Raw genomic sequence first — 11,922 nt, 5'->3', positions numbered from 1 at the left:
ACACGGGTGGTGTCGGGTGTGTTTGGATTCCCCTGTGTCCGACTCCAAGCTGCCCAAGGCCCTCACCTCCCCGCGCACCCGCGCGCTCGCGCTCTGCGGGGTGCTGGTCGCCGCGCTGTTCGGCGTGGCCGCCTTCGTCCCGCTGCCGTACACGGTCACCTGGCCGGGCATGACCGCGGACACCCTGGGCGCCTACGAGGACCGGCCGGTGCTCACCATCATCGGCGCGCCGCTGCGCACCACCGAGGGCGAGCTGCGGATGGTCACCATCACGGCGACCAACCCGGACCAGCGGACCACCTTCTGGCGGGCCATGAAGGCCTGGTTCGACCCCAAGGAGGCGGTGCGCCCGACCGAGACGGTGTACCCGCAGGACAGCCCCGCCAAGGCCGAGGAGGAGACGGCCCAGCAGATGGCCGAGTCGCAGGACAGCGCCACCGCGGCCGCGCTGAACTTCCTCCACCTCTCGCCGGACCAGGTGAAGGTCAAGGTCGACCTCGGCGACGTGGGCGGCCCGAGCGCCGGGCAGATGCTGGCGCTGGGCATCGTCGACAAGCTCTCCGGCGACGGCAAGGGCGGCGACCTCACCGGCGGGCTCAAGATCGCCGGCACCGGCACCATCGACAAGGACGGCACCGTCGGCCCGGTGGGCGGCGTCCCGCTGAAGACCCAGGCGGCCGCCCGGGACGGCGCGACGGTGTTCCTGCTGCCCAAGGACGAGTGCTCGGACGCCAAGGTGAACACGCCCGGGACGCTGCGGCTGGTGCCGGTCGGCACGCTGGCCGAGTCGGTCTCGGCGCTGGAGGCGCTGAGGAGCGGCGGCAGCGTCCCCAGCTGCTGACCGGCTCCGCCCGGGCCGGGCGTGCCCGGCGCCGGTGGACCGGGTAGGCCGCCCCGCCCGGCGGACGGGTCAGATGCCGAAGGCCACCCAGGCGAAGTCGTCGGCCAGTCTGGTCCGCAGCTGGGAGGCGATCCCGGCCAGGCGGTGGGCCTGGGCCATCGGCAGCGAGATCGAGACGGCGCCGATGCCGTTGCCCGCGACGATCGGCACCGCCGCGCCCGCCGCGTCGAGCGAGTACTCCTGGAACTGGGTGATCGGGGTGGCGTGCCGCGGGCCCTGACGGGACAGCATCGGCAGGTGCTCCGGATCCCTCAGGGTGTACGGGGTGAACGGCACCATCGGGTAGCGGGCCAGGTGGTCCCGGCGCTCCTCGGCGGTCATCAGGGCCAGCAGGGTCTTGCCCGCAGCGTGGGCGTGCGCGCCGGCCCGCCACCGGTTCCGGTCGATCAGCGGCGCGCCGGGGGCCTCGGCCGCGCCGACCAGCTCCACCTCGCCGGCGCGGTACCAGGAGAAGTAGACGGCGGCGGAGAGCTCGTCGGCGAGCGTGCCCAGCAGGGTGTTGAGCCGGGCCCGGCCCGCCGCCGGGCACTCCTCCCGCGCCAGCCCGGAGACCGCGGGGCCGGTCACGTAGTGGCCGGCCCGCCGCTCCAGGTAGCGGTCGTGCACCAGGGTGCGCAGCAGGTGGTAGGTGGTGCCCAGGGCGAGGCCGGTGTCCCGGGCGAGCTGCTTCGCGGTGGCGCCCTTGGGGTAGTGGGCGGCCGCCGCCAGCAGGCGCAGGGCGCGCTGCGCGGAGGTGATGAGGGTGGGGGCGGTGCCGTCCGCCGCGAGGGTGGTGGTCATGCGGAGGTCACCCGGGCGGCGGGTGCGGAAGGACCGGGTATCAGTGCTCCGACGCGCGGCGAGAGAAATAGTGCAACGTTCATACATAAATCTTGCGGCCGACGGGCCCCCGTGCCTATGCCGAATCGGCGCGTGGCGCCCGATGGACCGTCCTACTCGGCGGCTGCCTGGTCGACCAGCGGCAGGATCCGGTACGGTACCGGGTTCTCCAGCACGATCGCGGTGGAGGAGCGGACGATCCCGTCGAAGCCCACCACCCGGTCGAGCACCCGTTGCAGGTCGGCGTTGGAACGGGCCACGATCCGCACCAGCATGTCCCCGATCCCGGTGATCGTGTGCAGCTCCAGCACCTCCGGCACGCGCGCCAGGTGCGCCCGGACGTCCGCGCCCTGGCCCTGGGAGATCTCCAGGGTGGCGAAGGCCGTCACCGGGTAGCCGATCGCCGCCGGGTCCACCTCCGGGCCGAAGCCGCCGATCACGCCCTTGGCCTGCAACCGGTCCAGCCGGGCCTGCACCGTGCCCCGGGCGACCTGGAGCCGGCGCGAGCACTCCAGCACCCCGATCCGGGGCTCCTCCGCCAGCAGCCGGATCAGCCGGCCGTCCAGGGCGTCGATGGTGTCGTTCCCTCCGCCCGCGGGGGTGGTGGAAACGGCCTGTGGGGCGGGGGAGTTGGGCGAGCCGGGCGTGCTCGGGGAGTGGGCGGGGGGCATCGCGGCTGCGTCCTCCGGTGGGCATTCTGTACAGCGGTGCCGCCGATTCTCCCGCTTCGTGGCACAGCTTGACCAGGAGGAAACGGAACAGTTGCGCTCCGGTCGGCTCGGCGCCACCCTCCAGCCACGATCCCGTGCCCGGGCCCCCACCCCGGGTGACGGGTGGTCCGTACGCCTACCGGGAGGCCGTCATGACCGAGACCGCCGTCGAATCCGTCCTGCTCGCCGCGGGCCTGGCCGAAGGGGCGGGGGAGCCGGATCCGCTGCCGATGGGCCGCGCCGACGCGGTGGTCTTCGCGGTCGGCGACGCCGAGCGGGCGGCCCGCCGCTACTGCGCCGCGCTCGGGCTGCGCTGTACCGCGTACGCCGGTCCGGAGACGGGCGATCCGGAGACGGTCTCGTACGTGCTGGCCGCGCCCGGGACGCGGATCGTGCTGACCTCGCCGGTGCAGGTGATCGGCCCGCGCGGCCGGGAGCTGGCCGCGCACCTGGACCGGCACGGGGACGGGGTGCTGGACCTCGCGGTCGGCGTGCCGGACGTCTACTACGCGTACGACTACGCGGTGGACCGGGGCGCGCTGTCGCTGGCCGAGCCGTACGAGATGCGGGACCGGTTCGGCTCGGTGGTGCTGGCCGCCATCGGGGTGCCCGGCGGGACCAGGCACACCCTGGTCGACCGGGCCGGGTACGCGGGGCCGTACCTGCCGGGGTACGTGCCGTTCGAAGGCTGGTGACGCGGCCTCAGCGGACCACGGTGTCCACGATCGGGGGGTGGCCGTTCCAGCTGACGATCACCGAGTTGGCCTGGTCGTCCTTCGTGAAGTCCACCCGCAGCCACTGGCCGCCGTCCCACACCTTCATCTGCCAGCCCGGGTCCGGGGTGGCGGAGACCAGGGAGGCGTGGTCGTCGCGGAGGTCCAGGGCGACCCGGCCGCCGGGGATCGGGTAACTGCGCACCGTGGACGTCGTGGCCGTGGTCGTGGTCGTGGTCGTGGTCGTGGTCGTGGCCGCGGTCGGGGTGGGCGTCGGCCGCCGGGTGGGCGGCGGGGCGGTGGTGGCCGCGGCCGGCGCGTGCGTGGCGGGGGCGGCCTGGGAGGTCGACTGGGCGGGGGACTCGGAGTGGCCGGTGGTGCGTGACTGATCGGGGGTGGCGGTGGTGGTGGTGACCGACGTGCCGTCGGCCTTGGGCGAGGGCAGCGGCAGCGCCGTGGGCTGTTCGAACGCGGCGCCGGTGAGCACCGCGTGCACGCCGAGCCAGGACAGCGCCACCGCCGCCCCGGTGGCCGCCGCCCAGGCACCGAGCTGTACCAGTCCGTTCCGCATCGTCCGCACATCCTGCCGCATCTCCCGCCCGCCCGGGAACGGCACCCCACCTATTCAGCAGGGCAGTTGCACAATGTCCGGACCTGGTCCGCACCGACCCCCGAGGTACAGACCACTGCCTGCCGATGGCGTACCGTGCAGGCCCATGGCAACAGTGCTCGTGGTCGAGGACGACCCCTTCGTACGCTCCGCCCTCATCCGCCACCTGACCGACACCGGTCACGCCGTCCGCAGTGTGGGTACGGCCCTGGAGGCGCTGCGGGAGGTCGCGCAGGTCGGCTGCGACCTGGTGATCCTCGACCTGGGCCTGCCCGACCTGGACGGCAGCGAGGCGCTCAAGATGATCCGGGGGCTGACCAACGTGCCGGTGATCATCTCCACGGCCCGGGACGACGAGGCCGAGATCGTCCGGCTGCTCAACGACGGGGCCGACGACTATCTGGTGAAACCTTTCTCCGGAGAACATCTGAGTGCCCGTATGGCCGCCGTGCTGCGCCGGCTCAGCGGCGGCATGGCCCCCGTCGCCCAGGTGCTGAGGGTCGGCGGCCTGGCCATCGACATCCAGCGGCGCGAGGCCGTGCTGGACGGGCGGCTGCTCGACCTGACCCGGCGTGAGTTCGACCTGCTGGCCTTCCTGGCCGCCCGGCCCGGCGTGGTGGTGCCGCGCAAGGAGATCCTCGCCGAGGTCTGGCAGCAGACCTACGGCGGCGACCAGACCATCGACGTCCACCTCTCCTGGCTGCGCCGCAAACTCGGCGAGACCGCCTCCAGCCCCCGCTACCTGCACACCGTCCGGGGCGTCGGAGTCCGGTTGGAGGCCGCCGGGGGCCTCGCGGAGCACCGGACATGAGGCGGTTCGGACGCTCGCTGCGCTGGGCCCTGATCAAGGCGGCCGTCGCCGGGACGACCATGGTCGCGCTGGCCTTCCTCATCCCGCTCGGGATGATGGTCCAACAGACCGCCCGGGACCGGGGGTTCATCGCCGCCGAGCGGCAGGCCGCCGCACTCGGCCCGGCGCTGGCCATCACCACCGACCAGGACGCCATCAGCCGGGCCCTGGCCAGCACCGACGCGGGGGCGCAGGGGCGGATGGCGGTCCACCTGCTGCCGGCACCCGCCGGAACGCCGAGCCGCGGCGGACCCGACGGCCCCGTGATCGGGGAGGGGCGGGCCGCCGCCGGGGACGTGGCCACCGCCGCCGGACAGGGACGCGCCTTCACCGTCGCGGTGCCCGGCGGCTACGCGCTGCTCCAGCCCGTCGCGGTGGACACCGGACGCACCGCCGTGGTCGAGGTGTTCGTCGCCGAGAGCGACCTCACCCGGGGCGTGTCCACCGCCTGGCTGGTGCTCTCCGCGGTCGCGCTCGGCCTGGTCGCCATCTCGGTGCTGGTCGCCGACCGGATGGGCAACCGGATCGTCGCCTCCGCCAGCCGGCTCGCCGCCGCCGCCCGCGAGCTCGGCGCCGGGAACCTCGCGGTACGGGTCCCGGTGGAGGGCGAGCAGGTCGACGGCAGCCCCGAGGAACTGCGCGAGGCCGGCCAGGCGTTCAACACCATGGCCGACCGGGTGGTCCAACTCGTCGCCGCCGAAAGGGAACTGGCCGCCGACCTGTCGCACCGGCTGCGCACCCCGCTCACCGTGCTGCGGCTCAACGCCGCCTCGCTCGGCGACGGCGACGCGGCCGACGCCACCCGGCACGCGGTGGCCCAGCTGGAGCGCGAGGTCGACCAGATCATCCGCTCCGCCCGCCGCGCCCCCGAGGACGCGCCCGCCGTCGCGGTCGGCTGCGACGCCGCCGAGGTGATCCGGGAGCGGGTCGGCTTCTGGTCCGCGCTGGCCGAGGACGAGGGCCGCCGCTGGCAGCTGGCCGGCGCCGAACGGCCCGCGCCCGTACCGGTCCAGCGTGGGGACCTGGCCGCCGCCGTCGACGCGCTGCTGGGCAACGTCTTCCGCCACACCGCCGTCGGCACCGCCTTCTCGGTGGACGTGCTGGCCACCGACCGCTCGGTGATCGTGCTGGTCGGCGACGCCGGACCGGGCTACAGCGACCCGGCCGCCGCCCTCAAGCGCGGCGAGGGCCACGGCGGGGAGGGCTCCACCGGCCTCGGGCTGGACATCGTCCGCAAGCTCGCCGAGTCCACCGGCGGCGACCTGGTGCTCGGGCGCTCCGCCGTGCTCGGCGGCGCCGAGACCCGGATGCGGCTGCGCACCCGGCCGGAGGAGGCGGCGCCCGTCCGGGCCGGACGGCGGCGGACGCGGGGCGCGCTGTTCCCGAAGTGAGGGCCGGTCGGCCTCCGGCACCCCGGCCCGCCGGTCGACTTCCGCAGGTTCCTTAACTGCGGCCTAAGGGAGTTCTACCCCTCGCTCAGCACGCCGTCCGGGCCCCTTCGACGCCGCTAGCGTCGCTTCCGCCGGTCACTCGACCGAGCCGGGCCGACCGCCCGTCCGTACGCACCCGTGCCCGTGCACGCCCGTGCCGACGGCGGCCGACCGAAGGCACCCGCGGAGGTAACGCGCCATGACCACCCAGCCCAACCGCCGCTCCGGCCGCCGCAGGCGCAGCCGCAAGGGCACGATCATCGGGGCCTCCGCGGTCGCCGTCGCGGTGGTCGCGGGTGGGGTCGTGGTGTTCGCCACCTCGGCCAGCGCCGCCTCGCTCGGCGCCGTCTACAGCCGGACCAGCGGCTGGGACTCCGGCTACACCGGCCAGTACCTGGTCACCAACCCGGACAGCAGCCCGATCGAGGACTGGACGCTCAGCTTCGACCTGCCCGCCGGAGCCAGGATCGACTCGCTCTGGAACGCCACCTTCACCGCCGAGGGGCAGCACGTCACGGTCAAGCCGGAGGCCTGGAGCAAGCGGCTGGACCCCGGCAAGAGCGTGGTGGTCGGCTTCGTCGCCCAGGGCTCGGGCGCCGCGCAGGCCGAGCCGGGCAACTGCCTGATCAACAACGCCTCCTGCAAGGCCGGCGACGGCACCGCGCCCACCCCCTCGGGGCGTCCGACCACCACCCCCACCGTCGCTCCGACCGCGACGGCCTCCCCGACCGCGACCGCGACCGCCACGGCGACCCCCACCCCCACCGCCACCGCGACGCCCAGTCCGACCGCCACCGCGAAGCCGACCACCCCGGCGCCGACCCCCACCCCGACCGTCACCCCCACGGCGACCGGTGTGCCCGTACCCCCGGCCGGCGCCGGGGGCGGCTTCGCCCCGTACGTCGACACCTCGCTCTACCCGCCCTACGACCTGGTCGCCACCGCCAAGGCCACCGGCGTGAAGAACTTCAACCTCGCCTTCGTGGTCTCCGGCGGCGGCTGCGTGCCCAAGTGGGGCGGCGTCAGCGACCTGTCCGCCGACGCGGTGGCCGCGCAGATCGGCGCGCTGCGGGCGGCCGGCGGCGACGTCCGGGTCTCCTTCGGCGGCGCCAACGGCAGCGAGCTGGCCCTCGCCTGCGGCTCGACCGCCGACCTGGCCGCCGCCTACCAGAAGGTGATCGACGCGTACGGCGTGACCAGGCTCGACTTCGACGTCGAGGGCGCCGCGACCTCCAACACCGCCGCCAACACCCGCCGCGCCCAGGCCATCGCCCAGCTGCAGCAGAACGCCGCCGCCAAGGGCAAGGCCCTCGACGTCTCCTTCACCCTGCCCGCGCTGCCCTCCGGCCTGACCCAGGAGGGCGTCGACCTGGTCGCCGGCGCCAAGGCGGGCGGCGTCTCGATCGGCGCCGTCAACATCATGGCCATGGACTTCGGCGACGGCGTCGCCCCCAACCCGCAGGGCCAGATGGGCAAGTACGCGATCGCGGCGGCCACCGCCACCCAGGCCCAGGTCAAGAGCGTGCTGGGGCTGGACGACGCCTCCGCCTGGCGCAAGGTCGCGGTCACCCCGATGATCGGTGTCAACGACGTCGCCAGTGAGGTCTTCACCGTGGCCGACGCCAAGCAGCTCGCCGACTTCGCGGCGACCAAGCACCTCGCCTGGCTGTCCATGTGGTCCGGCACCCGCGACAAGGCCTGCGACGGCGGCGCGAAGGGCAACGCCGACGCCAGCTGCAGCAGCATCGTCCAGCAGCCGCTGGACTTCACCCGGACCCTCGGCGCCTACACCGGCTGAGACCAGTCCGACCCCCTGAACGGCCCCGGCCGTCCGTGCTCAGCCCGCAGCCGAGCACGGGCGGCCGGGGTTGCACCGTTCGGGCGTCCCGAGGCCCCCGTCACACTGGGTGATCGTCCGTGCCCAGGCCGGGCCGGGCCGCATCCGGTATCGTCGCTGGTTGGCCGAGCGGTGGACGGAGTGGACAGTGACAGCGGTGCAAGACGAGCGCAGCCCGGCGCGGATCGCCCCCGACCCCTCGCCCGCCCCCCTGTCAGACCGGCTGCGGTTCGCGCTCGGCGCTCCCGTGCGCGCGCTGCGCGAGGCGCCCCGCCGCCCGCTGCTGACCGCCTCGGCCGTGGCCCTGCTGTCCTTGATCGGGTACGCGGTGGTGCGGCACTTCGTCCACACCTCGATGGTCGACATGATCGTCTACCGGGCCGAGGGCGCCGCCGTCGCCAACGGCACGGACCTGTACGCGCTGCGCGTCACCGAGTGGAACCTGCCCGCGACCTACCCGCCGTTCGCGGCGATGCTGTTCGTCCCGACCACCTGGTTCCCGGTCCCCTTCCTCCGGGTGGCGATCACTCTCGGCAACCTCGGGCTGCTCGCCCTGCTCGCCCACCTGTCCTTCAAGCTGGCCGGCTGGCCGCGCCGCGAGCTGCGGCCGATCGGCGTGATCCTGGTGACCGGCCTCGGCGTCTGGCTCGAACCCGTCTTCACCACGCTCCGGTACGGCCAGATCAACCTCGCGCTCGCCTGCCTGATCCTCTGGGACCTCACCCGTTCGGACGCACGCCGCAGCAAGGGCATGGCGATCGGCATCGCGGCCGGCATCAAGCTCACCCCCGGCCTGTTCGCCGTCTACCTGCTGATCACCGGCCGGGTCCGGGCCGCCATCACGGCCGGCCTCACCTTCCTCGGCACCTTCCTGCTCGGCGCGCTCCTGCTGCCCGACGCCACCTGGGGCTTCTGGACCAAGTACCTCTACGACTCCTCCCGGGTCGGCAAGACCGAGATCGTCGACAACCAGTCGCTGCGCGGCGCCCTCGCCCGCCTGCTGCACACCGCCGACCCCGGCACCGTCGCCACCCTCGGGGCCGGACTGGTCGCGCTGGCCGGCCTCGCCGTCGCCGCCTGGGCCGCCCGCAGCGGCCGCTGGCTGCCCCGGGCCGAGGCCTGGGGCGTCTGCTGCGCCGCCGTCACGGCCGTGCTGATCTCGCCGATCAGCTGGACCCACCACTGGGTCTGGTGCGTGCCGATGCTCGTCCTGCTCGCCGCCGAGGCCTCCGTCGAGCGCGCCCGCCCGGTCGGCGTCCGCCGGCTGCGCTGGCGGGCCGCGTTCTGGGCCACGCTGCTCGCCTTCCTGTCCTTCGCGATGTGGGCGGCCAAGCCGGTCGGGGCGGCCGTCCTCCACCTGTCACCGCTGCGCCAGCTGCCCACCTCGATCTACCCGTGGGTCGGGCTCTGCTTCCTGCTCGCCGCCGCGATCCGGATAAGGGCACGGCGGCGGTCCGCCGGCGCGCCGCTGGTCCGGCTGCCCGGACAGCGCGACGCCGGCGACCCGGACGCCACCCGCGACCGTCAGCAGGCCCCCGCGGCCCGCTGAGCCGGCGGGGGCGCCGCGGCCTCCCTCGTTCCTTCGGCCGTCCCCTCGGTGGAGTTCCAAGAGGCGGGCCCCTAGGCGAGCAGCTCGGCGAGCGAGCCGTCCATGTCCAGCGAGGCCAGCTCGCTGCCCGGCGGGACCAGCCGGTGCGCCCGCTCCAGCCAGGCCGCGACGGCCGGCAGCGGCGCCTCCAGCAGCGCGTCCCCGGCGGGCGAGCTCAGCGCCAGACACAGCACGCTGCGCCGGCCCGAGCGGGTCGGCCAGATCCGCACGTCGCCCTGGCCGCAGGGGCGGAAGGTGCCCTCGACCAGCAGCTCGCGGGCGAACACCCAGGTCACCGGGGAACCGGTGTCCAGGTGGAAGGTGATGTACACCGCGTACGGGTCGTGGCTGCCGTAGGTCAGCCGGGCCGGGACGGGGACGCTCTGCTCCGGGGAGAGCACCAGGTTGAGCTCCAGCTCGTGCTCCACGACGCTGACGGGGCGGTCCATGATCGTCTTCCTCTCTGCCTGTGGTCCGTGCCCGGTTCCGGGCCCTGTGACCTTTGAGAGGGCGGTCCGCACCGGCTCTTACACGGGTTTCCGGGATTTCTTCGGGAAGTTCGGTGAGGGGCGGTGAACGGAGGGGTGCGGAGGGATGTGGAGCGGCGCTGAGGGGTGGTGAACGCTCGGGCGTGCGGCGCGCGGGTGCCCGCCGCACGCCGGGTTCTTTACCCCGGGCGGCCCTCCGCTGTCCGGTGAATGGCCAACTTCCTCTCGGCACTCCACCGAGGCACTACCCTTTGTGACTACCCGGCGACTTTCCGCCGACCGGTGGCATCCCCACGCGTGCCGAGCACGGGCGTGCGCGGGCGCGGCCCGGTGGCCCGCTCCGCCGCGTCGCGACCCCCGCTCAACGGCCCCATGGCCCTCAACGGCCCCCACCCGCCCCCAGGCGGCCCTCGTCAGTCCCCCCATCGGCCCTCGTCAGGACCTGGCAGGAGAGAAGACCCCATGACGGACCGCCCCTTCGCCGCCGACGGCGACCCGGCCGTCGCACCCGAGCCGGGCTACTACCCCGACCCCTCCATCCCCGGCTTCGTCCGGTACTGGGGCGGCTCTGCCTGGGTGCCGGGCACCAGCCGGCTCGCGCCCGCCGAGGGCGAGGTGCTGGAGCCGCCCCGGTTCGTCGGCCGGCGGCCCGCCCCGGACGCGGCCGCGACCCGGGCGGTGCCGCCGCCGGCGGTGCCCGAGCTGCCCGAGCCCCCTCCCGAGCACCCGCGTGACACCTCCGGGGACACCGGCCCCGTCTACCTCGACCAGACCACGGGCGGGGCGTCCTTCGTGGTGGGGCCGCGGGTGGCGGAGGTGATCGGCGGGCCGGTGTTCCGGACCGTCGGGCCGGTGGTCGAGGTCGCGAGGGGCGCGGGGGTGGCGCAGGCTCCTGAGGCCGTGGGGGCCGCCGAGGTCGTCGGAGGGTTCGGGTGGCAGGCGGATCCGCAGGCACAGCGGGGCCTGATGGAGACGGGCGGGGCGCAGCGCTGGGTCTCCTGGGGGGTGCTTCCGGAGGCGCTCGAAGCGGAGGAGAGGCGTGCGGAGCCGGAGCGCGCTTCGGCTGTGGCGGAGGTGGCCGCCGGGGTCGCGCCCGCCGTGGCGGTGGCGGTGCGGGAGGGGCCGATGGCGGTGCCGGTGATCGAGCCGGTGCCGGTGCCGGTGCCGGTGGTCGAGGCGGCGCGGGCCGAGGTCGCCGAGGCCGTCGAGCCGGTCGCCTCCGCCGCGCCCGTACGGCCCGGAGCCGCCCGGACCGTGGCGACGGTCTCGGCTCCCGTGCCCTTGCCCGAGCCCGCTCCCGTCGCGCCGTCGCCCGCGGCCGCTTCGTCCGTCGCCTCCTCGCCCGTCGTCTCGTCGTCCGTCGCCTCGACGCCCGTCGTGCGGCCGACCCGGCAGACCGCCGTCCGCCGCCGCCCCGCCCCCGCCAGGCCCGCCGGACTGGGCCGGCGGCTGGCCGCGCGGGCGGTGGACACCGCCGTCCTGCTGGTGGTCGCCGTCGCCGCCGCGATCCCGCTCGGCCGCTCGGTCTCCGACCACCTCCAGCAGAAGCTCGACCAGGCGAAGATGGCCAGCGCCCTCACCCGGCGCCAGGTCCAGGTGTGGCTGGTGGACGACGTGGTGCTGGGCAAGATCGCCGTCCTGCTCGGGATCCTGGTCTTCGTCAGCCTGCTCTACGAGGTGCTGCCGGTCGCCCGGACCGGCCAGACCTTCGGCAAACGGCTGGTCCGGATCCGGGTCGTGGACGCCGCCCCGGGCGGGCGGGCCCGGCTGAGCCTCGGCCGGTCGCTGCTGCGATGGGCCGTCAGACAGCTGGGGCTGGTGCTGCTGCTCGGCCTGGTCTGGCCGGTGTTCGACCGTCCGGCGCGGCGCGGCTGGCAGGACCTGGCGGCCCGGACCAGGGTGGTCCGCGGCTGACGCCGCCGGGCCCGGACCGGGGGTGGCGGACCCGTTCCGGCCGTCGCGCAGCAAAACGGACA

Annotated in this window: 11 protein-coding genes; 7 read left to right on the top strand and 4 right to left on the bottom strand. The window is 74.9% G+C overall.

Going from position 1 to position 11,922, the window contains the following annotated elements; genetic code table 11:
• Positions 1-34: 34 nt before the first annotated feature.
• A complete protein-coding gene (locus tag RZ50_RS15195; RefSeq protein ID WP_308271644.1) occupies positions 35-841 on the top strand; it encodes a S16 family serine protease in 807 nt (268 codons plus the stop codon).
• 69 nt (positions 842-910) lie between these two features.
• On the opposite strand, the gene RZ50_RS15190 is transcribed toward RZ50_RS15195, so the two are convergent.
• Positions 911-1,681 carry a helix-turn-helix domain-containing protein gene (locus RZ50_RS15190; protein WP_196947374.1) on the bottom strand — a complete coding sequence of 257 codons (771 nt, stop codon included), beginning with the start codon at positions 1,679-1,681 and terminating at the stop codon, positions 911-913.
• Between the two features lie 152 nt (positions 1,682-1,833).
• Positions 1,834-2,391: an Lrp/AsnC family transcriptional regulator gene (locus RZ50_RS15185; RefSeq protein ID WP_254802500.1), complete on the bottom strand. Its 558-nt coding sequence runs from the start codon at positions 2,389-2,391 to the stop codon at positions 1,834-1,836.
• A 191-nt stretch (positions 2,392-2,582) separates the two neighbouring features.
• Here RZ50_RS15185 and RZ50_RS15180 point away from each other — a divergent pair, with 191 nt between their 5' ends.
• Positions 2,583-3,125 carry a VOC family protein gene (locus tag RZ50_RS15180; protein WP_196947373.1) on the top strand — a complete coding sequence of 181 codons (543 nt, stop codon included), beginning with the start codon at positions 2,583-2,585 and terminating at the stop codon, positions 3,123-3,125.
• 7 nt (positions 3,126-3,132) lie between these two features.
• On the opposite strand, the gene RZ50_RS15175 is transcribed toward RZ50_RS15180, so the two are convergent.
• On the bottom strand, positions 3,133-3,714 hold the full coding sequence (locus RZ50_RS15175; protein WP_196947372.1) for a hypothetical protein: 582 nt from the start codon (positions 3,712-3,714) through the stop codon (positions 3,133-3,135).
• 145 nt (positions 3,715-3,859) lie between these two features.
• On the opposite strand from RZ50_RS15175, the gene RZ50_RS15170 reads away from it, so the two are divergent.
• From RZ50_RS15170 to RZ50_RS15155, 4 genes are all read left to right on the top strand, one after another.
• On the top strand, positions 3,860-4,564 hold the full coding sequence (locus tag RZ50_RS15170) for a response regulator transcription factor (RefSeq protein WP_196947371.1): 705 nt from the start codon (positions 3,860-3,862) through the stop codon (positions 4,562-4,564).
• The gene (locus tag RZ50_RS15165; RefSeq protein WP_374199919.1) at positions 4,561-5,994 is read left to right on the top strand and encodes a sensor histidine kinase; all 1,434 of its coding nucleotides are present in this window, start codon (positions 4,561-4,563) and stop codon (positions 5,992-5,994) included. Before RZ50_RS15170 ends, RZ50_RS15165 begins: the two co-directional genes overlap by 4 nt.
• 238 nt (positions 5,995-6,232) lie before the next feature.
• Complete coding sequence (locus RZ50_RS15160; protein ID WP_196947370.1) at positions 6,233-7,831, top strand: cellulose binding domain-containing protein; 1,599 nt, start codon at positions 6,233-6,235, stop codon at positions 7,829-7,831.
• 187 nt (positions 7,832-8,018) lie between these two features.
• On the top strand, positions 8,019-9,419 hold the full coding sequence (locus tag RZ50_RS15155; RefSeq protein WP_196947369.1) for a glycosyltransferase 87 family protein: 1,401 nt from the start codon (positions 8,019-8,021) through the stop codon (positions 9,417-9,419).
• A gap of 71 nt (positions 9,420-9,490) precedes the next feature.
• On the opposite strand, the gene RZ50_RS15150 is transcribed toward RZ50_RS15155, so the two are convergent.
• A complete protein-coding gene (locus RZ50_RS15150; protein WP_196947368.1) occupies positions 9,491-9,907 on the bottom strand; it encodes an SsgA family sporulation/cell division regulator in 417 nt (138 codons plus the stop codon).
• Positions 9,908-10,408: 501 nt separating this feature from the next.
• Here RZ50_RS15150 and RZ50_RS15145 point away from each other — a divergent pair.
• A complete protein-coding gene (locus RZ50_RS15145) occupies positions 10,409-11,860 on the top strand; it encodes an RDD family protein (protein WP_217680544.1) in 1,452 nt (483 codons plus the stop codon).
• The last annotated feature ends 62 nt before the right edge of the window (positions 11,861-11,922 follow it).

Origin of the sequence: Kitasatospora sp. SUK 42 (assembly GCF_015776785.2) — a bacterium.
Lineage (GTDB): Bacteria > Actinomycetota > Actinomycetes > Streptomycetales > Streptomycetaceae > Kitasatospora.
This window is presented reverse-complemented; position numbering and strand designations above follow the sequence as displayed.